Origin of the sequence: Janthinobacterium sp. BJB301, assembly GCF_002735685.1 — a bacterium.
Lineage (GTDB): Bacteria > Pseudomonadota > Gammaproteobacteria > Burkholderiales > Burkholderiaceae_D > Janthinobacterium > Janthinobacterium lividum.
Genome location: NZ_PDZJ01000001.1, coordinates 1,803,423 through 1,825,359 on the forward strand (window position 1 = coordinate 1,803,423; position 21,937 = coordinate 1,825,359).

Genomic DNA, 21,937 nt, shown 5'->3' on the forward strand with positions numbered 1-21,937 from the left:
CTTCCCGCTCAAGTCGCCCGGCGCGTCTGCGCCAGCGCCGCTTCGAAGGGACGGGGATCGATCCACGCGCGCACGTCGACCTTGCTGGGCAGGAAGTTCCAGCGGAACAGGAAGTCGCTGAAATCCTGCAAGCCCGCGACTGACGTTTCTGCCAGGTCCGTGTCCAGGCGCAGATGCGCATCCTTGCCGTAAGCCACTTGCACCCAGTGCTCGCTGGCATTCGATTCACGCGCCAGGAAACGCCGCGTCTCGTCCGCATGGCCGCGCGCCCACGCTTCGGCCCGCAGCACCTGGTCGACCAGGGTCACCGCGGAAGCAAAATGGTTGTCCAGCAGGTGCGCATCGACGCTCAGGGGGCGCGGCGTGCCGTTGTTGGCGCGGATCAAGGGTTCCGGATGGATGCCCGTGTCGATTACCGTGTGCAAGCCGAACTGCTGCGACAGCTGGGCCGCCGAGGCGCCTTTCAGGAAGATGGCGTCCACTTCGCCCCGCAGCAGCCCCAGCAGTTCCGGGCTTTGGCCGCCGCGCCGCGCGCCGCTGAACAGGTTTGTGGCCGCGCCCTTCTCCTGCGCCACCTCGCTCTGGCCCGTGCTGACCACATAATCGACCAGTTCCACGTCCGCCACGGCCAGCCCTTCCAGGCTCAGCGCGTTCTCCAGCCCGCGCAAGGCTTGCGCGCGCGCAAAGTCGATCTGCGCCTTGCTCCATAATGGCAAGCCGAAACGCCGGCCCTTCAAGTCGCGCACCGTCTGGATGCCGCTGCCGGGCAAGGTCAATATCAGCTGCGTCTCATCCGACCACGACAGGCCGATCACGCGCGTCTCGCGTCCCGCCGCGCGCGCCCACAGGGCCGGGATATTGCCGCCGTGGCGCACGGAATTCTGCAGGGTGTGGTCGAAATGCGATTCGCGCACGGCTTCCTGGTCCGACTCGCGCAAGGAGCGCAAGCTGGTGCCGTCGGCGCGCAAGGCCTCTTCCAGCCAGCCCTGCTGCAGAGAAATTCCCAGGCTCGTGGGGACGGGGCAGCGCGTGTACCACAGGGTGTCGAGTGCATTGTTATTGCTCATCTTGTATCTCCAGAGTGGGTGGACCGGTCAAAAAGGAAACTACAGCGCCATCCTGCGCGCCCATTCATTGCCATCCCATGAGCTGCTGGGATCTACATCCTGCGCCACGGGCGCATGCGTGTCGTCCAGGTCGCTGAAATCCGCATGCAAGCCGTCGCGGATGGCGACAAAGCCCGGAGATCCCCGCTGGCGCGGGTGGGCCAGCGGCACGTCCTGCACCCGGCGCACCTTGCCCGGACGCGCATCGAGCACGACGATGCGGTCGGCCAGGTACACGGCTTCATCGATGTCATGCGTGACCATGACCATGGTGATGCCCTCGTCCTGCCACAGGCGGCGCAGTTCCTGCTGCAGGCGCAAGCGGGTCAGCGCGTCGAGCGCGCCCAGCGGCTCATCCAGCAGCAGCACGTCGGGCCGCCCCACGAGGGCGCGGGCAATCGCAGCCCGCTGCGACATGCCGCCCGATAATTGATGCGGATACGCATCCGCATAGCCGTCGAGGCCCACGCGCGCAATTTCCGCCGCCACGCGCGATGCGCGCTCGGCCAAGGGCACACGGGTATTGCTGAACGCCACGGCCACGTTCTGCTGCACCGTCAGCCAGGGAAACAGGCGGTGATCCTGGAACACGAGGCCCCGGTGCAAGTCCGTGCCACGGATGGGCACGCCATCGTGCAGCAGCAAGCCCGTGTAGTCCGTGTCCAGGCCCGCCAGCAGGCGCAGCAAGGTGGACTTGCCGCAGCCGGACGCACCGACGATGGCGACGAATTCGCCCGGAGCAATCGTCAGCGAAATATCGTCGAGCACCAGCAGCGGCGCACCTTTCAGCGAAAACGACTTGCTCACGTGCTGCACCTGCAAGCCGCCGCTCAGATGCTGCTGTTGCGGCGACAAGGCCGAAGGGGAAACGAAATCATTCATGGCGCACTTTCTGCGGTGGGGGCGAGGGAAGGAATGGCGGCGGGCGGCGCCCGGCGCAACCAGCGGCTGCCGTGGAAAACCAGCCAGGCGGCCAGCCACGGCGCCAGCCAGATCAGGAATACATTGCGCAAGCCCGTCATGTCGGCCAGGCGGCCCGCCGCCAGCGCGCCGGCCGTGCCGCCCACCATGCCGAACAGGGTCAAGTGGGCCGAGACCCTGGCCTTGTCGACGGGCGCGCGGGCGATATTGTCTGTATTGACGAGGTTATTCACGCCCAGGCCCAGGCCCAGCAGCACGGAGGCGGCCAGGTAGGCGATGCTGCTGGGCCACAAGCCGAGGATCAGCAAGGCGGCCATGATGGCCAGGTGGGCGCCGCCATACAATTGCTCGCGGTAGCGGCTGGCCAGCACGAAGCGCCCGAGGAACAGCAGCACGAGCACGCAGCTGAGTCCCTGCACGGCCATCAGCCAGACGGAATGATGCGCGGGCCAGTGCAGCACGCGGATGGCCAGCAGGATGGAAAACACGCCCACGCTGGACGCCGTGAAGCTGGCGAGGATCTCGAACAGGTAAGTCACGCGCACGATGGGCAGGCGCAACAGTTCGCGCAAGCTGGCCGCGCCGGGCAGCAAGGCTTGGCCTTCCAGCTTGCGCGGCGCCGTATTGCTCGGTAGCACTTGCCAGCCCAGCACGGCCAGGATGGCGAACATCACGGCCGAGATCAAGAAGCCTGCCTTCAGCCCCAGCTGGGCGATCAGGTAGTTGCCGCACAAGGGGCCGAGGAACTGCATGCCGAGGATCAAGGTCCCCTTGTACCAGCCCGCCTTGCCCTGCCCCAGTTCCGGCAGGCGCACGAGAAACACGGTGCTCATGGCCACGATGCGCAGCGAGATGCACAGGCCGACGAGAAACATCAGCAAGGCCACCCATTGCCAGCCGGGCAGCCACGGCAGCACGCAAAAGGCCAGCGCCAGGCTCAGGCTGACGCCCGCATACAGATGCTTCGGGTTGCCGCGTGAAAGAATGTAGCCGGCCGGAATGGTACCCAGCGCCATGGCCAGGGTTTCCGCGCTGCTGATCGCGGCCAGCTGGAAGTTGCTCACGTGCAAATGTAACCCCAGCAAGGTGGCCAGCACCTTGTTCATGCCGATGGTCACGCCCGACAGCAGGGTCAGGCCGATAAAACGCAGCAAGAAGGCGCGCAGCTCGCCTTCGCGGGCGCTGACAGCCGCGTCTGGCTGGAATGGCAGGGATTCACTCACTGCTGCGCCCCTTCACCAGCAGGTGCGCGAGGCGCGCAAACGCCACATTCATCGCCTGCGCCAGCAAGGCGATCACGAGCACGGCCAGCAGGACGACGTCCATGCGGCCCGACACTTCGCCATTGAGCAGCAACGAACCCATGCCGGGACCGGCTGAAAACAACAGTTCGCCGCCCAGGCAAGCGAGCCAGGCAAACGCCAGCGCATGCGTGACACCGGTGACAATGGCCGGCATGGCGCCCGGCAACAGAATCTGGCGCAGGGTCTGCCAGCGCGTCAGGGTCAGCACCTGCCCCACTTCGCGCAAGCGTCCTTCCACCTGGCGCATGCCCGCATACGTGTTGAGCACGGTTGGGTAAAAGGCGGCGATGGCAATCACCAGCAGCTTGGCGCCGTCGCCATTGCCCACCCACAGTCCCAGCAAGGGTATCAGGCCCAGCAGCGGCACTTGGCGGATGCTGTGGAACAGCGGGCCGATCAGCCGGTCCGCCAGCGGCGACTGCGCCATCAGCGCGCCCGTGACGATGCCGGCGCTGCCGCCCAGCAGCAGGCCGGCCAGGGTGCGGCCCAGGCTAGCCTGCAAATGCACCCACAGCTCGCCCGTGACGAGCAAGTCGCGCAGGCTGTGCGCCAGGTCGCCCAGGGACACAAAGATGTAGGCGGCGGCCGCGCCCTGGCCGGAAGCCCATTGCCAGGCGCCCAGCAAGGCCAGCGGCAGCAGCGCGCCTTTTATGAACAGTATCAAACGCTGCTTCATGCGGCGCCTCCCTTGCCATCGCCGCTACGTTTCCAGCGCATCAGCCGTGCTTCCAGCGCATGACAGAGCCGGTCCAGGCCGAAGCCGATCACGCCCGTCAGCACCACGCCCACCATCACCACGTCGAGGCGGAACATTTGGCGGCCCATTTCCATCATCTGCCCCAGGCCGCTGTCGGCGGCCAGCAATTCCGCGCCCACCAGCACCATCCACGAGCGCGACAGGGCGATGCGCATGCCCGTCAGCGCAGCCGGCACGATGGCTGGCAAGACGATCAGGCGGATGCGCTGCCAGCGCGAGAAGCAATACACTTGCGCCACCTCAAAGTAGCGCTGCGACAAGTTGCGGATGGCGTCATGCACGGCCAGCGCGACGATGAAGAAACTGGCCTTGGCCACGATAAACACTTTAAAACTCTCGCCTATGCCGAACAGCAAGATAAACAGGGGGATCAGGGCCACCGTCGGCAACTGGCGCAAGACGTTGAACGTGGGGTCGACGTAGCTGCGCAAGCCAGGCGACAGGCCCAGCACGACGCCAAAGGCCAGGCCGCAGCTGGCGCCCAGGCCGAAACCGGCCAGCAGGCGAAACAGGCTGATGCCCAGGTGCTGGCCCAGTTCGCCGCTTTCGGCCAGGTCGCGGGCCGTCAGCAGTACTTGCCAGGGCGACATCAAGATGTGCGCAGGCATCCACTCGAACGTGGTGGCCGCCGTCCACAACAGCAGCAAGGCCAGCGGCGAGGCCCACACGGACCAGGGCGAGCGCACGAAGCGTCGCAGCCAGGGGATGGAGGCCGCACGCGCTGGCGCAGGGGCGCGGGGCAAGGCGATGGCGAGGGAAGTCATGGCGCCCAGTACGTTTGCAATTTCAGCTGCGCCAGCGCCTGGTTGACGAACTGGGGCGCGAACAGGCTGTCGACTTGCAGGGGCCGCGCAATCAGGCCCGCGCTCTTCGCATATGCCGCCTCGCCCACGTAATGCTGGCGCAGGCTGGCCGTAAACAGGGGCGACCAGCGCGCCTGCCATGGCGTATGGTCGCCCGCCAGTTCGCGCCGCACGACGCTTTCCACCTGGCCCGCCGCCGCCTCGGCGCGCACGTATTCGTCTTCGCCGCCGGCGCCGGCGGCCCGGTGGTGCTCGCGCACATACGCCGTCACCACCAGCTGGGCCAGTTGCGGCCAGCGTTGCAGGAAACCGCTGTCGGCCCACAGTTCGGCGCGCATCTTCCAGTCCTGCGGCGGCGCCTTGCTCGACCAAATGATCTTGCCCACCTTTTTATCTTCCAGCAGGAAAGCGTCGCTGAGCGTAAAGAAGGCATCCGCGCCGCCCGTCGCCACGGCTGCCGCGCCCGCCTGCGGATTCAGGTTGAGGATCTTGACGTCGCGCAAGGTCATGCCGTTCGCTTCCAGCAAGCGGGCGAACGGGTATTCCCACGGCCGGCCACGGTGCAGGGCGATCTTCTTGCCCTTCAAATCCTTGATCGACTTGGCCGTCGAGCCGTTCGGCACCACGAGGTAGGTGTTGTTGGCGCTGCCGCCGGGCAGGATCAGCCGCGTCTGCAAGCCCGAGGCATTGGCGATAATCGACGGCAAGTCGCCATACTGGGCCAGGTCGATCGAACGGTTGGCAAACGCTTCGTTGACTTGCGTGGCCACGGAATTGGTGGTGACGGGCACCCACTCCAGCTTCACGCCCAGCTTGCCCAGCTCGGCCGCCAGCCAGCCCGTTGACGCCACCTGAGCGGCCGAACCGGCAAACACGGTCTTGCCGGATGGCGCCGTGCGGGCCACGACGGCGATGCGCACGGCAGCCGGCAGTGCTTCGGCGGCGGCGGCCATCGCTGGCGCCAGCAGGCTGGCCGCCACGGCGGCGGCAAGCACTTTGCGCCAGCTCAAACGTAAGAATTTCAATGACATTGCGGGCCTGTTCGTGAAAGGGTTACACAAGGTCGGTGGCGGGCAGCAGCGACAGCGCGCGCGCCGTGTCGATCAGCTTGCTCATCTTCCATTGCTGCAGCAGCACGCCGGGGCCGAAATCGCGCGAACCGCCGATGGCTTCGGCCGCGATCTGGATCTTCGCGCCCTCTTCCAGCAGCAGGATGAACTCGGCCAGCTTCAGCAAGCCCTGCTTGCCCCACACGGTGGCGCCGCCGTTCGCTTCCAGGATGGCCGTCGCATGCGTGTTGCGGGCGATTTCGCCGAGGATGAAATCGACTTCGGGCTGGCGGCGGTCGATATAGATGGGAATTTCGCGCACCAGCTGGTAGCGCTGCACGGGCACGTAGCGGATCGGCAGGGTGCGGTGCGTCTGCGCCCACGCGCCCAGCGACGGCGAATGCACGTGCGAGATCGACGTGACCTCGGGCCGCTCGCGGAACAGTTTCAGATAGCGCGCGCCGCCGTTGTTCGCGTCGCCCACGAGCACCGTGCCATCGAGCGCCAGCACGGCCGCCTTCAGGGCTTGGCCGCGGCGGAACGGGCCCGGATCGTTGACCACCACCACCTTGTCGCCACCGGGCGTGCGCTCGACGAAACCCACCGTGCCGTTGGCCGTCAGGCTGCCCGTTTCGCGCAAGCCGTCGAAAGCGATCTGCGCATCGCGGCGCACCTGCTCCACGAAGGCCAGTTCGGCCGCCGTCAATTCCTGCACCTGTACTTGTTGTGCTTCCGCTTGTGCCACGTCCGTCATGTCATGCTCCATTCTTTGAGGTTGGGATACGGGTCAGTCCTGCCTCTACTTTCGCAAGACGCGTGCCAGCGCCGCGGCCAGTCAAATGGTGGAGGCCTGCTGCCTGCGCAACAGCGGCTGCTGGCGAGGCAGCAGCGGCGTGCGCACGCGCTGTCGGCAAACCAGCAAGCGGCGCAGGCACGTTTCCTGCACGGTTCAAGGCTCCACCCACCACCAAGGAATCCCATGACCACCGCACCATCCCCTGCTGTCGATACCGTCTGGTTCACCCGCTGCCCCGTGCCCACGGCCACGGGCCTGGCCTATAAACTGGGCTGGCTGGACGAGGAATTCGCCCGCGACGGCATCGCCCTGAAAACCCTGCAGGAAGTGGGCGGCGAACTGGCGCGCCACCATTACGACCACGGCCTGTCCACGCTCGTGCGCGAAGGCGGCAACCTGCTGGCCCTGCCGGCACGCGCGCAGGGGGCGCCCACGCGCCTGATCGGCCTGACGTGGATCGATGAATGGCAAGCCATCCTCGTGCGCCCCGGTTCCGGCATCACGAAGCCCGCGCAGCTGCAGGGCAAGCGCCTGGCGCTGCCCGTGTTCCGCGCCGAGGACTTGCGCGAGAACCGGCGCGGGCGCAGCATCGCGCGCGGCATGAGCCTGGCCGGCTACAAGGGCGTGCTGGCGTCGGCCGGCCTCACGCTCGACGATGTGCAACTGGTGGAAGTGGGCGCCGACGCCCAGGCATCGGCCAATCTGGGTGCGGGACTGTGGCAAGGCATCGCGCCGCTGCTGCGTGGCGAGGTCGACGCCGTCTACGTGAAAGGCGCAGCGGCGGCCGAAGCGGCCCGCGCGGCGGGACTGGAAGTGGGCATCGATATCGACGCCCTGCCCGACCGGCGCTTCCGCGTAAACAACGGCACGCCACGCCCGATCACCGTGCATGAAACGATGCTGGAACAGCATTTCGAACTGGTCGTGCGCTTCCTGACGCAAACCCTGCGCGCCGCGCACTGGGCGCGCAGCCACCAGGCCGACGTGCTGGCCATCCTGCAGGGCGAGACGCGGGCCGGGGCCGACGCCGTGGCCGAAGCCTACCGCGACGGTTTTCATTTGACGCTGGCGCCCGACCTGTCCGACGAGAAGGTGGCGCTGTTCCGCCAGCAAAAGGATTTTCAATTGCAGCACGGTTTCCTCGACCGCGACGTGGATATCGAGGCGTGGATCGACCGCCGGCCTTTGGCGGAAGCGCAGCGGCGGCTGGACGCGCTGCTGCAAGCGGCGGCATAAAAGCACAAGGCCGGCGAATTCGCCGGCCTTTTTACATCAGGCGGCCACGCTCAGAACTGGATCGTGTACGACGCCCCCACCGTGCGGCCCTGGCCGATGATGACGGTGTCGCCATTGACGGCGCCCGGCACGAAGCTGGTGAGCGTATGGTTGCGGTAGACCTTGTCGGCCAGGTTGTTCGCATACGCCGTGATGCGGTGCTTGCCGCCCGGGAGCACATACGACAGGCGCGCATTGGCCAGCGCGAAGCCGCCCTGGTTCAGCAAGCCGCGCGCGTCGCTTTGCGGGTCGACATAGTAGTACTGCCTGGACGTATAGCGCACGTCGCCGCTGAAGACCAGCTGCGCGCCATTGCCCAGCGGGTAGCGGTAATCGGCCGCCAGCAGGGCCGTCACGTGGGGCGAGCGCACGAATTCATTGCCGGAGCGGTCCCCGCCATTGTTCTGGATGGCGAAATCGTCGAATTCCGTGCGCAGCAGGCCGATATTGGCGTTGATGTGCAGGTTGTCCGTCGGCTGCGCCTCGATCTCGAATTCCGCGCCATTCACATGGGCCTTGCGCACGTTTTGCAGGTAATTGACGCTTTGCGTGGGGTCGCCGTTATACACGCCCGTGATATTGACCTGCACGTTCTTGTAATCATAGTGAAAAACGTTGGCGTTGAAATTCAGGCGTCCATCCAGCCATTCCGACTTGATGCCCGCCTCGAACGAGTTCAGGGTTTCCGGCTTCACCGTATTCAATGCTCGCACGTCCGTGGCGCTCGTGTTGTAGCCGCCGGACTTGATGCCGTGCGCGTATTTCAGGTAGCCGCGCAGGGTGCGGCTGAAGCGGTATTCGGGCGTCACGTCGTAGGTCAGCGCATTCCACGTGGTGGACGGATTCGACGTGAAATTGTTGTTGGCCACCGAGGCGGCCGCGTAATTGCCGCCCCGGACCGTGTTCCACCAGTTGGCCGCATCGCCAAACGTCACCGTGTTCGATGCGGCCTGCACGCGCCGCAAATCGAGATCCTTGGTTTCCGTCGTCCAGCGCAAGCCAAACGTGGACAGGAACTGCTCGCTGAAGTTGACGGTCGTGCTGCCGAAGATGGCCGCGCTGCGCGCCTTGTGCTGGTAGATGGTGCGGTTGTAGCCGACGGGCTGCGTGCTGCCGGCCAGCGCCGGCACGGTGCCGTTGGGCAGGCGCGCACCGGCCGAATCGGAATCGATCTTTTCATTGAAGTAGAACAGCCCCGCGACCCAGCTCACGGCGCCGTTTTGCGGCGATGTGAGGCGCAGCTCCTGCGACACTTGCCGGCTGCTGGCCTTCGAGCGGCTGCGGCCCACTTCCAGCGGCGTATTGTCGCTGTCGCCCGTGGCTTCGTTGCGGAAGTTTTCATAGCCCGTGATCGACGTCAGGGTCAGCTCGCCCAGCGCGTATTCCAGGTTCAGCTGCGCGCCGCCCTGTTTCACGTCGCTGTCGGCCGGCGCATTCGTGCTCACGTCATCGGGATTGGTGCTGGGGATGTAGCCGTTGCGGTAGACGCCATTCGCGCCATAGCTGGCCACTGTGGTGGTGGCGCCCTTGGTCGTGTAGTCGCGGTAATGCAGGTTCAGGTTTGCCGTCAGGTCGCGCCCGATCAGGGCCTTGAGCTGGCCGCGGATGGCGCTATCCTTGAGCTTTCCATCGCGCTCGCCCGTAAACTGGTTGTGGAAGCGGCCCTTGTCCTGCTGCTCCGTGTGGAAGGACAGGCGCCCCGCCAGCACTTCGTCGACCAGCGCGCCGCCGATGGCCCCTTCGGCCAGCTTGGTGTCGTAGCTGCCGTAGTCCAGCTTGGCGTAGCCGCTGGACTTGAACGAGGGCTTGCGCGAAATCACGTTGATGGCGCCGCCCGTCGTGTTCTTGCCCCACAAGGTGCCTTGCGGCCCGCGCAGCACTTCGACCCGGTCCAGGTCGAACAGGGGAAAGCCCGTGGCGCTGGAATTGCTGATGTAGACGTCGTCGAGGTAGAAGCCGACGGGGTTCGGAAAATCGATTTGCTGCTGGCCCGCACCGACGCCGCGTATCCACCAGCGCGGGCGGCCATGCTGCTGCGTGCCGGCCGAGGCGTTTGGCACGTAGTTGAGGATTTCGCTGGCCGAACGGCCGATGCCCGTATCGAGCAGCTCCTTGCCGCCCAATACAGTGATCGCGCTCGGCACCTTCTGCGCCGATTCCTCGCGCTTTTGCGCCGTCACCGTCACCGATTGCAGGGAGGCGCCCTCGCCCCCACCGTTCGCGTCGGCCGCGGCAATGACATCGGCGCCAGGCGTTTCCGCATGCGCCATGCCGTGGACGAGCATCAGCCCGCCGATGGCGAAGGCCGAGCGCAGCGCGCGGCGCACTGGCGTCAAATGAAGAGAAGATGGGGAGAAGGCGGCGGGGGCAGTCGAACGGCGCATGGGTGATTATCCTTGAGTAAAGTCAAAACGCGAGATGGTGATGACTGGTATTGCAAGGGGCATGCCCGCTGCCGCAGCGCAGCAAAATGGAAGTCAAGTGATTGATTTCAAAGGAAGACTATCGTGATGATAGTGCTGTTGATTTGGCAGCAGCGGCGCTGCCGCGTGCTGCCTGCGCGACAGCAGGCGGTGGCGCTGCTGTCGCGGCAACAGGGGAATGCCTCAGGCGGCGCGCAAGAGTGCCGCCGTATGCCCGCGCACGAGGGGCAGCACTTCTTCGCCCACGCGATAGGCTTCTTCCAGGTGCGGCGTGCTGGCCAGGATGAAGGCGTCGGCGCCCAGTTGCACCAGTTCGTCGAGGCGTTCGGCCACCTGCTGGTAGCTGCCGACAATGCCCTGCGTCTGCCCGCCGCGCAGCAGATTGAAGCCGGACCAGATGTTCGGCGCCGTGATCAAGTCCTTGTAGCTGTTCAGGGTGGTCGGGCGGTTGCCGCGTTGGCGCGCCGCGCCCACGGAGTCGCCGCCATCGGCGCCGAGGAACTGGCGCAGTGTGGCGGGATCGACGGCGTCAAAGCCCTTGCGCACCTCGTCCCATGCTTCTTCTTCCGTGGCGCGGGCCACGATGTCGACGCGCACGGCGCACTTGATCTTGCGGCCCAGCAGCGCCGTCTTTTCATGCACGCGGGCGAATTTCTCGCGCAGCTGCTCGAACGGTTCCAGCCACGTCAGGTAGTAGTCAGCGTGCTTGGACGCCGAGCCGAGGGCCGCATCGGACGAGCCAGAAAAATAGATCTCGGGGAAATCCTGCTCCGACAGCGGCGTGGCCAGTCCCGCATCTTCCACCTGGTAGAACTTGCCCTGGTAGGAAAACGGCCCGCCGCGCCACACGCCGCGCACCACGTCGAGAAATTCCGTCGTGCGCGTGTAGCGGTCGTCGTGGCCGGCCGAATCGCCCCACCACAGCTGCGCCGGACCGCCGCCGCCCGTGATCACGTTGTACAGGGCGCGCCCGCCCGTGGCCCGCTGCAGGCTGGCCGTCATGCGCGCGGCCACCACGGGATTCAAAAAGCCGGGCTGGAACGGGATCATGAAGCGGAAGGTGCTCGTCTCGCGCGCCAGCAGCGCAGAAATCGCCCACGGCTCGTCCGTCATGGGGAAGGACGGGATCAAACCGCCCTGGAAGCCCGATATTTCAGCGGCGCGGGCGATCTCGGCCAGGTAGTCGATGTAGGTAAAGCCGTCGGCGCCGCCGCCACCGAGGCCGGACTGGCGCAAGTTGTCATTGCCGGGAAACCAGTCGCCGCGAAACGGCGTGCGGGCGCGATGCGAACTCGGTTCGCCATGCGTGGGGATGCGCCAGAAGAAATCGATAGCCATACAGGTACTCCTTCAATAGGTTGGATACAGGAACTCAAGCCGCTTGCAGCTGCGCGCGCAACGCTGCCCGCACGCGGGGCAGCACGTGCTCGCCGATGCGGTAGGCTTCCTCGAAATGGGGGATGGCCGCCAGCACGAAGCTGGACACGCCGGCCTGCGCATACGCCTCCAGCGCGGCGCTGACCTGTGCATAGCTGCCGACCAGGGCGCCGCGGGCGCCCGTTTGCGCTTGCGCAAAGCCGGGCCAGAAGGCTGCGGCACTGCCGTCGAATGGCGCATCGTCGGTCAGCCCTGCCCCGCTGCGGTAGCGGCGCGCGTCGCGCAAGGCTTCGTCGAATGTTTCGCGCGCCAGCACGTCGATGCGCAAACCCGCCGTCACGGCGCGGCCCAGCTGGCGCGCCTGCGCTTGCAGGCTGGTGATGGCAGGCTGCAAATCCGCCTGCGGCGCCGCATCGAACACGTGCACGTCGGCCTGGCGTGCCGACAAGGTCAGCGCTTCAGGCGACTCGCCGGTCAGATAGATGCCGTTGACGGGATGGTTCGCCAGCGGCCCCTTGAAGCCGCCGTCCTGCACTTCGAAGAACTTGCCCTTGAAGCTGAACGGCGACGTATTCTGCACGCCGCGCGCCACCGTGATGAATTCATCGATGCGCGGCAGGATGTCGGCCTCCGGCGCCGCATCGCCCTGGCGCCGGCGCGCTGCCGCATCGCCGCCATGGCCGATCTGCCAGGCGAAGCGTCCGCCCGTGAAGCGCTGGAAGCTGACGGCGTTCTTTGCCGCATACACGGCCGAACCCCAGGCGGCGTCGAATTCGGCGATCAGTTTTAAATGGCGCGTGCTGCGCGCCAAATACCCCGCGACGATCCAGCTTTCATCGCCCTGCGTATCGTGGCGTATCTGGATGCCGTCGAAGCCGGAAAGATCGGCCGCGCGGGCGATCTGGTGCAGGTAATCGAAATAATTGAAGGGCGGACGCGCGCCGCGCGGGTCGCTCACGCCCGCCTGCAGGGGACTGGGCGCGCCAGCGGCCCGTTCGCCCCTGCGCGTGATGCCGGGTGCCGCGTAACGGCCATCGCCGCTGGTGGGCAATTGCCAGATGAATTCTATGGTCATGCATGGACTCCTGTCGTGGGTCGAAGAAAACACCGCTATGCGCCTTGGATACCTGCGCGCAGCGGCCTGCCCTTCCCTCCTCGCAGAAAACATGCCATGCGCTGGATACCCATCGACGCCCGAAGCTGCTGCTTACGCAGCAACCGGCTGCAGCCAGGGCAGCAGCATGCTGCGCGTGCAGCAGCCATGAAAAAAGCCGGAGCCGCATCGCTGCGGGTCCGGCTCCGGGAGGTGCATCATCCGCCTAATCGATGGCGCCCGCCTTTTTCAAAAAGGTGCGCAGGATATTGCGGCTCAGGTTCAGGTGCCTGGCCGTGCGCACCTGGTTGCGCTCATTGCGCTCCCACGCAGCGCGCACCAGTTCCTGCTGCATTGCTTCGAATTCCACTGCCTCGCCCGAGTCGAGCAAGGCTTGCCAGGCGCGGGCGAAGCGCTCGGCCGCCAATAAATCGTCCTGGCCGGACGCGCCGTGGGCGGCATAGGCGATATCGGCACCGCCGGCCCAGGCGTCTGGAACAGGTATAGCGGCCGGTGCTGCAGCAGGCGCCCTGTGCCAGCCTGACAAACTCAAGTCCTCGGCGCGCACGACGCCGCTGCGGCACACGAGCAGCGCGCGATGGATGACGTTTTCCAGTTCGCGGATATTGCCCGGCCATGGATAAGCGAGCAAGGCTTGCTGCGCGTCGGGGCCCAGCTCCACCTCGCCCAGGTGCAATCGCTGCGCATAGATGGCCATGAAATGGCGCGTCAGCGGCATGATGTCGCCCGGGCGCTCGCGCAAGGGGCGTAGCGGCAGGCCGATCACCTGCAAGCGGTAATACAGGTCTTCGCGGAAGCGCCCGGCCCGCACGGCTTCGGCCAGGTCTACATTCGTGGCGGCGATCAGGCGCACGTCGATGGGAATGGCGCGCCGCGCGCCCAGGCGCACCACTTCGCGCTCCTGCAGCACGCGCAGCAGCTTGACCTGCATCGCTAGCGGCAGGTCGCCGATTTCATCGAGGAACAGGGTGCCGCCGCTGGCCGTCTCGAACCAGCCGGGCTTGCCCTGCTGCGCGCCCGTAAACGCGCCTTTTTCATAGCCAAACAGTTCGCTCTCGACGAGGGTTTCGGAAAACGCGCCGCAGTTGATCGCCACGAAGGTCTGTTCGGCGCGCCCGCTCAAGCCATGCACGTGGCGCGCAATCAGTTCTTTTCCCGTCCCCGTCTCGCCCGTGATCAGCACCGTCGCCTCGCTGGGGGCGATGCGTTCGATCAGCTCGTGCAGCTGGCGTGAGCGGGGGTCGGCAAAGACAAAGGCCGTGGCGCGCACCAGCAAGCTCATTTGCTGCGGGTCGCGGAAGGCGACCAGCGCCTCGCTGTCGCCGTCATCGCCGGCGCCACGGGCAAGGTGGGCGCTGCGCGCGAAATCGCTGCTGAAGTTGTGGGCTAAGAGTTCCATGAGCCGACTATACCGCGCACCATCTCCAGGCGTGAACGAATGGTGCCGCGCTAGCTTATCCGGATTTTGCATATGCAGGCGCTGCTCCCATGCTGGCCCGGAGTTTGCTCAGGCTGGGGAGCAGGCAATGTCGCCTGCGCACCACGGAGCACCTCCCCATGCCAGCACGCCAGCTTGTCCTGAATGTTTTTTTGCAACGCCACGGCCACCATCCGGCCGCCTGGCGCCATCCATCGGCCAGCGCCAGCGGCCGGCCCGACCTGGCCTGGTGGCTGCGCGCCGCCAGGCTGGCCGAGGCGGCCAAGTTCGACAGCTTCTTCATCGCCGACTTCATCGGCCGCGCCGGCGACGTCACGCCCGAGACTGGCCGCGCCGCCATCGGCCTGCCGTTCGAGCCGTTTACCCTGCTGTCGGCGATTGCCGCCGTCACCAGCCATATCGGCCTGATCGCCACGGTCAACACCAATTACGAGCACCCGTACCACGTGGCGCGCAAATTCAGTTCGCTCGACCACCTGAGCGGCGGGCGCGCGGGCTGGAATGTCGTGTCATCGTTTGGCGAGCATACGGCGCGCAATTTCGGCATCGATGCACCGCGCAGCCATGCGGAGCGCTATGCGCGGGCCGACGAATTCGTCGCCCTGTCCAGGGCACTGTGGGATAGCTGGGATGACGATGCCTTCGACCGGCCAGACCGCGCCGCCGGCCAGTTCTACCAACCGGCAGCGGGCCATGCGCTGGACTTCAACGGCGAATATTTTGCCTCGCAAGGCTTGCTGGACTTGCCCCGCCCCGTGCAGGGCCACCCGGTGCTGGTCCAGGCGGGCAATTCAGAGACAGGGCGCGAATTTGCCGCGCGCCTGGCCGAGATGGTGTACTGCTCCGCCACGTCGCTGCCCGTGGCGCAGGCGTATTACGCGGACGTGAAGGGCCGCATGGCAAAGTATGGCCGCGCCGAAGATCAATTGAAGGTGACGCCGGGCCTGTCGGTGGTGGTGGCCGAATCGGACCAGCAGGCGCAGGATCAATTCGGCGCACTGCAGGACCTGGTCGACTTCAGCAACCTGGAATTTGGCGGTTTTGACTTGTCCGGCTATCCGCTCGACGGCCCCCTGCCCGACCTGCCCTACCAGGCGGGCGAGAACGGCAAGGGGCGTTTCCAGCAGCAGCTGGAGCTTGCCCGTCGCGAGAACCTGACCCTGCGCCAGCTGGTGCTGCGCTTCAGGGTCGCGCGCGGTCACCTGCAAGCCATCGGCTCCGTCAGGACGGTGGCCGACCTGATGGAGCAGTGGTTCGTGGAACGGGGGGCGGATGGTTTCAACGTCGTGCCGCCGCTGCTGCCGCAAGGCTTCGAGGCATTTACAAGGCTGGTGGTGCCGGAACTGCAGCGCCGGGGCCTGTTCCGCACGGAATATGCGGCCAGCTCCCTGCGCGGCAATCTCGGACTGGCGCGGCCCGCCAACCCGCATACGGTGGCGCGGGCGCGGGCCGCGTGACGGCTATCCCTGCTCCGGGTCGAAATGCTTGCGCAAGCCTTGCCAGCACGCGAAATAGTCGTTTTGCAGCAGGCCGCCGTCCAGCGCGAACGGCGTGGGCTTGAGGATGGTGCGCGTCTCGAACATGAAGGCCATGGTGTCGGCCACCTTCACGGGCGCGGACGTGTCGCTGTGCGAGGCGCGTTCGAACGTCTGCGCATCGGGGCCGTGGCCGGACATGCAGTTGTGCAAGCTGGCGCCGCCCGGCACGAAACCGGCCGCCTTGGCGTCGTACACGCCGTGGATCAGTCCCATGAATTCGCTGGCCACGTTGCGGTGGAACCACGGCGGCCGGAAGGTATGTTCGGCGGCCAGCCAGCGCGGCGGGAAGATGGCGAAATCGATGGCGCCGAATAACGGGTTTTCGCTGGGCGCCTGCAGCACGAGGAAGATCGACGGGTCCGGGTGGTCGTAGCTGATCGAGCCGATGGTATTAAAGCGGCGCAAATCGTATTTATAGGGCGCGTAATTGCCGTGCCAGGCCACCACGTCCAGCGGCGAATGGTCCAGCGTGGTGCGCCACAAATGGCCGCCGAACTTGGCCAGCAGTTCGCATTCGCCGTCGATATCTTCATACGCCGCGTGCGGCGTGAGGAAATCGCGGCTGTTGGCCAGGCCGTTCGAGCCGATGGGGCCCATGTCGGGCAGGCGGAAGGCCGTGCCGAAGTTTTCGCACACATAACCGCGCGCCTGGCCGTCCGGCAGGGTCACGCGGAAGCGCACGCCGCGGGGGATGACGGCGATTTCCTGCGGCTCCAGCTCGATCAAGCCCAGCTCCGTGGCAATAGCCAGCCGGCCTTCCTGCGGCACGACCAGCAATTCGCCATCGGCCGAATAAAAGAAGCGCTGCATGGACCGGTTGGCCGCGTACACGTGGATGGCGCAGCCGCTCATCGCTTCGGCGCTGCCGTTGCCGGCCATGGTCTGCCAGCCATCGATGAAGTCCACCGGCGTGCCGCTATCTGGCAGCGGCAGCGGGTCCCAGCGCAGCTGGTTCGGCGGCGTAGGCGGCATGGAGTGGAAATCGCTGACGATGCGGGTATTTTCAGCCAGGGTGAATGGCGGATGCTGGCTGGCGGGGCGGATACGGTACAGCCACGAGCGCCGGTTCTGCGCGCGCGGCGCCGTGAAGGCCGTGCCCGAGAGTTGTTCCGCGTACAGGCCCAGGGGCGCCCGCTGCGGCGAATTCTGCCCCTGCGGCAAGGCGCCGGGCACGGCTTCCGTGGCAAACTCGTTGCCGAAGCCGCTTTGGTAGCCGGCGCCTATCATGCGCGCTCCCCCAGTCCGTCGGCCGCGTCGCGCAGCAAGCCTTGCACCACGTCGGCCTTGCCGATGGCGCCCATGGCCAGCAAGGCGAAACGGGCCAGGAACAAGGGCGAACGCTGTTCCCCCAGGCCACCCATGGTGTGGCACAACTCGGTGTAAAGATTATCCAGTTCGATGTCGGTCATGTTATCTCCTTGTTACTTTGATCGGGCGATGCCGGCCCTCGCCAGCGCAGCCGCCACCTGCCCCGCCTGCACCTGCCGCCAACGCCCCAGCACGTGGCCGTCCGGGCGCACGAGGTAAAAACTGCCTGGCTGCGCGTCGAATAGCGAGAATACCTGCGCCGTGTGGTCCCAGGCGCACCCTTGCTCCCCGCTGCGGGCGATCGCCACGGTCGTCAGCGGCAAGGTGTCGCCCAGCGCCGCCAGTGCGGATGGTACAGACCCATCCTCGCTGAAGTACAGTCCCGTGAAATGGCCATCTTTGCGGTTGAGCAAATCGGTAATATACCCCGCTTGCTGCGCGCCGTCTTGCTGCAGCGCCAGCGGGCACTCGGGCAAGACCGTGCCCGGCGCGGGGCCAGCGAAGAACACACCCGATTCCGGCGCATTCAGGGACGATTGCGCATACGCGATGGCGCTGGTCTGGCGCGGATTGATCAGGGAGCGTACATGCGCATGCTTGCCCGCCAGGCCCAGCACGGCCGTGCGCATGAGGTCGAAGGCGAACGTGGGCGGCGCCATGAATTCCGTGCTTTTCGTGCCGTGTCGCAGGTTTTCACGGGCGGCGAATACGCGCTCGTCCGAATAGCTGTCCAGCAGGGCATGCGGTGCCTGGCCTTTGACCACGTAGGCAAGCTTCCAGGCCAGATTGTCCGCGTCGTCGATGCCGGAATTGGCTCCGCGCACGCCGAAGATGGGCACGAGGTGGGCCGCATCGCCCGCGAACAGCACGGGGCCATGCCGGTATTTTTCCAGGGTCAGCGCGTTGGCCTTATAGATGGTGATCCACACGGGATGCCACGGCGCCGTTTCTCCCATCATGGCCAGCAGGCTGTCCACGCGGGGCGCCACGTTTTCCAGCAGCACGGAGTCCCGCGCATCCTCGTCGTCGCGCAACTGGTAATCGATGCGCCAGATATCGTCGGGCTGCTTGTGCACCAGCACGGTCGAGCCGGGATTCGACGGCGGGTCGAAATACGCGAGGCGCTCGGTCGGGCGCTCGCTTTTCAAGTGGATGTCGACGATCACATAGCGCCCTTCATAGCTGGTGCCCTGCAGTTTCAAGCCCAATGCCTCGCGCACGGCGCTGCGCCCGCCGTCGGCCGCCACCAGCCAGTCCGCCTCGATCTGGTAGGTCGCATCGGGCGTGGCCACGGTGACGGTGGCACCGTCGGCGCGCTGGTCCACGCCAGTGACCCGCGTTTGCCAACGGATATCGATCAGCTCCGGCTGGCGCTCGGCAGCATCGAGCAGGAATTGCTCGATATGGTATTGCGCCAGGTTGACCATGGGCGGCAGCTTCTGGTTCGCGTCTTGCGGCATCGTGAAGTGCAGCACTTCCTCGTCGCGGTAAAAGCTGCGTCCGCCCGCCCACGGCAAGCCCTTGGCCAGAAATCCGTCAAGCGCGCCCAGACGTTCGATGATCTCCAGGCTCCGCCGCGAGATGCAGATGGCGCGGCTGCCCGTGCACACGCCATCGTCCGCTTCGATCAGCACGGAGCGCACGCCGTGGCGGGCCAGGCCCAGGGCCGTGGCCAGGCCCACGGGACCGCCGCCGACGATCAGCACCGGGACGCGCTGCGTGGCGGCGCCTGCCGGTTTACCGGGTGGATACATCTTCGGCACATGGGGATAAGGGTGGAACGTGTCGCTCATGATGGGTCCTCTTCGATCAAGTATGGTCTTTGCCGCCGCGCGCAATCGGCAGGGTCAGCACGATGGCCGCGCCCGCCACCAGCAGCACGCTGGCGTACAGCAAGCCCGTGGCAAAGCTGTGCGTCAAATCCTTCAGCCAGCCCACGACGACAGGATTCAGGGCCGAGCCGATATTGCCCGTGGCATTGATGACGGCGATGCCGATGGCGCGCGCCCCCAGGCTCAGAGCCCGGTCCGGCGTCGTCCAGAAGACGGACATGGCCGTGTAAGCGCCCGTCGAGGCCATGCACACGCCCAGCAATTGCACGATGGGGTTGGCTGAATACGCGGTGAACAGCCAACCAAGGGCCGACAGCAGCATGGGCCAGACGATGTGCCAGCGGCGCTCCTGCATCCGGTCCGAGCGGCGCCCCCACAGGATCATGCCGATGACGGTACATACTTGCGGGATGGCCGCCAGCAGACCGATCTGCGTGTTGCTGGCGTCGCCGCTGAAACTTTTCACGATCAGCGGCGTCCACACGGCCACCATGGCCAAAGTATTCACCAGGCAAAAATAGGCGATGCCGAATTTCAATACCGTAGGCGAGCACATTTCCGCCAGTACCGAGCCTTTTCCCTTCGCTGCCACCGGTTTGTGCTCGGCCGCCAGCATGCGCGCCAGCACCTGCTGTTCCAGCTTGCCCAGCCAGTTTGCCTTGCTGGGAGAGTCGTCGAGGTAGCCATACACGGCCAGGCCCAGCAGCACGGATGGCATGCCTTCCAGCAGGAACAGCCATTGCCAGCCCTTCAAGCCCCAGTGCCCGTCCAGCCCCAGGATCAGGCCCGACAGGGCCGAGCCGATGGCGGCCGTGACCGGCATGGCGATCATGAACAAGGCATTGGCGCGCGCGCGGTAGGCGCTGGGAAACCAATAGGTCAGATACAGCAGCATGCCGGGCAGAAAGCCCGCTTCCGTCACGCCGACGAGAAAGCGCAGTGCGTACAGGCTGGCCGGGCCGCTGGCAAACAAGGTCGCCGTCGAGGCCAGGCCCCAGGCGATCATCATGCTGCCTATCCATTTACGGGCGCCGATGCGCGCCAGCACGATGTTGCTGGGAATGCTGCATGCGATGTAGGCGATGTAGAACAGGGTGGTGGCAAAGCCGAACTGGGTGCCGGACAGGCCCAGGTCTTGCATCATGGTCAGGCCGGCGAAGCCGATATTGATGCGGTCAAGAAAGGAAAACACGAACAGCAGGAACAAGAATCCCAGCAGGTGGCGCGACACCTTGCGCATCACTTGCTGTTCCAGTTGAACGGTGGCCGCGTCAAGGACGGGCGCCGGGGTGGCGGGGGTGGCCGCGTGGGCGATGGTCATACTGGTCTCCATAAGGTGTCGCCCTCCCCTTGCTATTGTTATTGGGTGAGAGCGGCCGGATGCTCCGGCGTGCGACACAGTATGCAGACGACTATGCCGATGGTTGTCCCCATTTTGGGGACAACCATCGGCCAAAAGGACTAGCCGCGTTTCTTGATGGGCACGTTCTTGACCTTCTGCTGGTCATAGCTGAAGGAGCCGTGGCCGCTCCAGTTGTTGTCGGTAACAAAAGTGGCTTCGAATTTGGCCAGGTAGCTGCCGATGGCCGGTGGCGGCACGGACACGACATATTCGCCGCTCAGGCTGAAGACGCGCGTGGCGTTGCCCAGGCCCAGGCCATGCACGGGGCCGCTGACGGGACGGATCACCACGCGGCCATGCGGTGGCGTGACCGATTGCGTGATCAGGGCTTCGCCGCTGACGGTGCCGTCGTCGGGATTGTAAAACAGGGCCAGATTCAGGATGGGGGCGCCAGGCAGGCCCAGATTGCCGGCGATCAGATAGACGTGTTCTACCGCATTCAATTCAGTTGAGGACACAATGGACTCCTTCGGGGAATGATTCCTGAGCCATGAATACCGGAGATCGCGGGCGCGACAGGCACTGGCTATCAGCCTTGCCGATGGCCGTTATGCTTCGGCACATCAGCACTCTGCAGATAGCATAGCCAGTATTTTCGTAGCAATATGCTCACATTATTGCCTTGAATTTCGGCAATTTTATGCAGCCCCAAGCATGCGCCCACCGCTAGCATTTATCCGGCCTATACCCCTAGGCATAGCGCAAACAATTGGCGCTGGCTGGCAATGCCCAGGCGCTTATAGGCGCGCTTTTGATACGTGATCACGCTCGATGGCTGCACGCCCATGGTGTCGGCGATCTCCGCGGCCGTCAAGCCTTCGAGCACGCCGCGCAGCGCGTCGAGTTCGCGCTTGCTCAATTGCGGGCCATGCTGGCGCAGCCGGGCCAGCATCATGGGCGAGACGCCTTGCGCGGGCTGGCCGCTCAGGCTGTAGTGGTGTCTGGCCGCATAGGCGAACAGCGGCGACAAGGTTTCGATGGCGGCGATTTCGCCGGGCTGGAACTGCCCCTGGCTGCTGTCGCGGTAGAAATTGACGGACAGCCAGATATCGCTGGCCGGCTGCACCAGCAGCGACAAACGGTCCGACACATTCGGCTTCTGGTAACACGCGGCTCGGTAGCCGGAATGGTGGATTTCGGCGCTGGCTTGCTGGTGCAGCACGATGGCAGGATCGAGCTTCGGCTGGCGCGTGGGCGCGATGACGCTCTGGTTGCCGTCGAGCGCATAGTAATGGCGGGCGTAGCTGTCGGCGATATCCTGCAAAAAGCGTCCGCCGCGCCGGTCGGCCACGGCCACCGTGCGGGGCCGGTTGCCAAACTCATAAGCAAAGATCGTGCACTGGGCGATGGAGGCGGCCGCGCCGGCGGTTTTCAGGATGGCGCCTGCCATGGCATTGACGTCGGCATGGCCGATGGCCGCCACCAGATCGAGGGCGCGCCCCAGATCCAGCTGTCCCTCCGTCTGCCGCCGTTCCACCTGCCAATAGCGCATGG

The 21,937-nt window shown here is 65.7% G+C and carries 19 protein-coding genes; 2 read left to right on the top strand and 17 right to left on the bottom strand.

Annotation, left to right across the window (positions count from 1 at the left end; all coding sequences use genetic code 11):
* Positions 1–8 precede the first annotated feature (8 nt).
* Genes CSQ91_RS07940 through CSQ91_RS07970 form a run of 7 tightly spaced genes read right to left on the bottom strand, consistent with a single transcriptional unit; the run spans position 9 to position 6,694 of the window.
* Positions 9–1,067 (bottom strand): ABC transporter substrate-binding protein, encoded by a 1,059-nt coding sequence (locus CSQ91_RS07940; RefSeq protein WP_099387908.1) that lies wholly within the window; start codon positions 1,065–1,067, stop codon positions 9–11.
* 39 nt (positions 1,068–1,106) lie between these two features.
* Positions 1,107–1,988, bottom strand: a complete 882-nt coding sequence (locus tag CSQ91_RS07945; protein ID WP_092605058.1) for an ABC transporter ATP-binding protein — start codon at positions 1,986–1,988, stop codon at positions 1,107–1,109.
* Positions 1,985–3,250: an MFS transporter gene (locus CSQ91_RS07950; protein WP_099387909.1), complete on the bottom strand. Its 1,266-nt coding sequence runs from the start codon at positions 3,248–3,250 to the stop codon at positions 1,985–1,987. The genes CSQ91_RS07945 and CSQ91_RS07950 overlap by 4 nt, the downstream gene beginning before the upstream one ends.
* Positions 3,243–4,007 carry an ABC transporter permease gene (locus CSQ91_RS07955; RefSeq protein WP_099387910.1) on the bottom strand — a complete coding sequence of 255 codons (765 nt, stop codon included), beginning with the start codon at positions 4,005–4,007 and terminating at the stop codon, positions 3,243–3,245. Before CSQ91_RS07955 ends, CSQ91_RS07950 begins: the two co-directional genes overlap by 8 nt.
* Positions 4,004–4,852, bottom strand: a complete 849-nt coding sequence (locus CSQ91_RS07960) for an ABC transporter permease (protein WP_099387911.1) — start codon at positions 4,850–4,852, stop codon at positions 4,004–4,006. Before CSQ91_RS07960 ends, CSQ91_RS07955 begins: the two co-directional genes overlap by 4 nt.
* Positions 4,849–5,922, bottom strand: a complete 1,074-nt coding sequence (locus CSQ91_RS07965) for an ABC transporter substrate-binding protein (protein ID WP_099387912.1) — start codon at positions 5,920–5,922, stop codon at positions 4,849–4,851. Before CSQ91_RS07965 ends, CSQ91_RS07960 begins: the two co-directional genes overlap by 4 nt.
* Positions 5,923–5,944: 22 nt before the next feature.
* On the bottom strand, positions 5,945–6,694 hold the full coding sequence (locus tag CSQ91_RS07970; RefSeq protein ID WP_099388611.1) for a class II aldolase/adducin family protein: 750 nt from the start codon (positions 6,692–6,694) through the stop codon (positions 5,945–5,947).
* A 225-nt stretch (positions 6,695–6,919) separates the two neighbouring features.
* Between CSQ91_RS07970 and CSQ91_RS07975 the strand changes: the two genes are divergently transcribed.
* Positions 6,920–7,972: an ABC transporter substrate-binding protein gene (locus tag CSQ91_RS07975; RefSeq protein WP_099387913.1), complete on the top strand. Its 1,053-nt coding sequence runs from the start codon at positions 6,920–6,922 to the stop codon at positions 7,970–7,972.
* A gap of 50 nt (positions 7,973–8,022) precedes the next feature.
* On the opposite strand, the gene CSQ91_RS07980 is transcribed toward CSQ91_RS07975, so the two are convergent.
* The 4 genes from CSQ91_RS07980 to CSQ91_RS07995 all read right to left on the bottom strand — a co-directional run bounded on the left by CSQ91_RS07980 (position 8,023) and on the right by CSQ91_RS07995 (position 14,324).
* Positions 8,023–10,395 carry a TonB-dependent receptor gene (locus tag CSQ91_RS07980; RefSeq protein ID WP_099387914.1) on the bottom strand — a complete coding sequence of 791 codons (2,373 nt, stop codon included), beginning with the start codon at positions 10,393–10,395 and terminating at the stop codon, positions 8,023–8,025.
* Positions 10,396–10,617: 222 nt separating this feature from the next.
* The gene (locus tag CSQ91_RS07985; RefSeq protein WP_099387915.1) at positions 10,618–11,772 is read right to left on the bottom strand and encodes an LLM class flavin-dependent oxidoreductase; all 1,155 of its coding nucleotides are present in this window, start codon (positions 11,770–11,772) and stop codon (positions 10,618–10,620) included.
* A 34-nt stretch (positions 11,773–11,806) separates the two neighbouring features.
* Positions 11,807–12,886: an LLM class flavin-dependent oxidoreductase gene (locus tag CSQ91_RS07990; RefSeq protein ID WP_099387916.1), complete on the bottom strand. Its 1,080-nt coding sequence runs from the start codon at positions 12,884–12,886 to the stop codon at positions 11,807–11,809.
* Positions 12,887–13,130: 244 nt separating this feature from the next.
* The gene (locus CSQ91_RS07995) at positions 13,131–14,324 is read right to left on the bottom strand and encodes a sigma-54 interaction domain-containing protein (RefSeq protein ID WP_099387917.1); all 1,194 of its coding nucleotides are present in this window, start codon (positions 14,322–14,324) and stop codon (positions 13,131–13,133) included.
* 158 nt (positions 14,325–14,482) lie between these two features.
* On the opposite strand from CSQ91_RS07995, the gene CSQ91_RS08000 reads away from it, so the two are divergent.
* The gene (locus tag CSQ91_RS08000) at positions 14,483–15,820 is read left to right on the top strand and encodes an LLM class flavin-dependent oxidoreductase (RefSeq protein WP_099387918.1); all 1,338 of its coding nucleotides are present in this window, start codon (positions 14,483–14,485) and stop codon (positions 15,818–15,820) included.
* Between the two features lie 3 nt (positions 15,821–15,823).
* Here the strand turns inward: CSQ91_RS08000 and hmgA are convergent, their stop codons facing one another.
* From hmgA to CSQ91_RS08030, 6 genes are all read right to left on the bottom strand, one after another.
* Positions 15,824–17,128, bottom strand: coding sequence for a homogentisate 1,2-dioxygenase (gene hmgA / locus CSQ91_RS08005; RefSeq protein ID WP_099387919.1), 1,305 nt, complete (start codon positions 17,126–17,128; stop codon positions 15,824–15,826).
* Positions 17,125–17,310, bottom strand: a complete 186-nt coding sequence (locus CSQ91_RS08010) for a DUF2783 domain-containing protein (protein WP_034785812.1) — start codon at positions 17,308–17,310, stop codon at positions 17,125–17,127. The genes hmgA and CSQ91_RS08010 overlap by 4 nt, the downstream gene beginning before the upstream one ends.
* 12 nt (positions 17,311–17,322) lie before the next feature.
* Positions 17,323–19,002 (bottom strand): FAD-dependent oxidoreductase, encoded by a 1,680-nt coding sequence (locus tag CSQ91_RS08015; protein ID WP_099387920.1) that lies wholly within the window; start codon positions 19,000–19,002, stop codon positions 17,323–17,325.
* A gap of 16 nt (positions 19,003–19,018) precedes the next feature.
* The gene (locus CSQ91_RS08020) at positions 19,019–20,362 is read right to left on the bottom strand and encodes an MFS transporter (RefSeq protein WP_257217255.1); all 1,344 of its coding nucleotides are present in this window, start codon (positions 20,360–20,362) and stop codon (positions 19,019–19,021) included.
* 140 nt (positions 20,363–20,502) lie between these two features.
* Positions 20,503–20,901, bottom strand: coding sequence for a DUF1842 domain-containing protein (locus tag CSQ91_RS08025; RefSeq protein ID WP_034785805.1), 399 nt, complete (start codon positions 20,899–20,901; stop codon positions 20,503–20,505).
* Positions 20,902–21,125: 224 nt separating this feature from the next.
* Complete coding sequence (locus tag CSQ91_RS08030) at positions 21,126–21,935, bottom strand: helix-turn-helix transcriptional regulator (protein WP_099387922.1); 810 nt, start codon at positions 21,933–21,935, stop codon at positions 21,126–21,128.
* Positions 21,936–21,937 lie beyond the last annotated feature (2 nt).

Bases quoted from the DNA above. Each gene is read 5' to 3' on its own strand.
- CSQ91_RS08015 (WP_099387920.1), bottom strand. From the start codon at position 19,002: ATGAGCGACACGTTCCACCCTTATCCCCATGTGCCGAAGATGTATCCA.
- CSQ91_RS07985 (WP_099387915.1), bottom strand. From the start codon at position 11,772: ATGGCTATCGATTTCTTCTGGCGCATCCCCACGCATGGCGAACCGAGT.
- hmgA (WP_099387919.1), bottom strand. From the start codon at position 17,128: ATGATAGGCGCCGGCTACCAAAGCGGCTTCGGCAACGAGTTTGCCACG.
- CSQ91_RS07945 (WP_092605058.1), bottom strand. From the start codon at position 1,988: ATGAATGATTTCGTTTCCCCTTCGGCCTTGTCGCCGCAACAGCAGCAT.
- CSQ91_RS07965 (WP_099387912.1), bottom strand. From the start codon at position 5,922: ATGTCATTGAAATTCTTACGTTTGAGCTGGCGCAAAGTGCTTGCCGCC.
- CSQ91_RS07970 (WP_099388611.1), bottom strand. From the start codon at position 6,694: ATGACGGACGTGGCACAAGCGGAAGCACAACAAGTACAGGTGCAGGAA.
- CSQ91_RS08010 (WP_034785812.1), bottom strand. From the start codon at position 17,310: ATGACCGACATCGAACTGGATAATCTTTACACCGAGTTGTGCCACACC.
- CSQ91_RS07960 (WP_099387911.1), bottom strand. From the start codon at position 4,852: ATGACTTCCCTCGCCATCGCCTTGCCCCGCGCCCCTGCGCCAGCGCGT.
- CSQ91_RS08030 (WP_099387922.1), bottom strand. From the start codon at position 21,935: ATGCGCTATTGGCAGGTGGAACGGCGGCAGACGGAGGGACAGCTGGAT.
- CSQ91_RS07990 (WP_099387916.1), bottom strand. From the start codon at position 12,886: ATGACCATAGAATTCATCTGGCAATTGCCCACCAGCGGCGATGGCCGT.
- CSQ91_RS08020 (WP_257217255.1), bottom strand. From the start codon at position 20,362: ATGACCATCGCCCACGCGGCCACCCCCGCCACCCCGGCGCCCGTCCTT.
- CSQ91_RS08000 (WP_099387918.1), top strand. From the start codon at position 14,483: ATGCCAGCACGCCAGCTTGTCCTGAATGTTTTTTTGCAACGCCACGGC.
- CSQ91_RS07940 (WP_099387908.1), bottom strand. From the start codon at position 1,067: ATGAGCAATAACAATGCACTCGACACCCTGTGGTACACGCGCTGCCCC.
- CSQ91_RS07980 (WP_099387914.1), bottom strand. From the start codon at position 10,395: ATGCGCCGTTCGACTGCCCCCGCCGCCTTCTCCCCATCTTCTCTTCAT.
- CSQ91_RS07975 (WP_099387913.1), top strand. From the start codon at position 6,920: ATGACCACCGCACCATCCCCTGCTGTCGATACCGTCTGGTTCACCCGC.
- CSQ91_RS07955 (WP_099387910.1), bottom strand. From the start codon at position 4,007: ATGAAGCAGCGTTTGATACTGTTCATAAAAGGCGCGCTGCTGCCGCTG.
- CSQ91_RS07995 (WP_099387917.1), bottom strand. From the start codon at position 14,324: ATGGAACTCTTAGCCCACAACTTCAGCAGCGATTTCGCGCGCAGCGCC.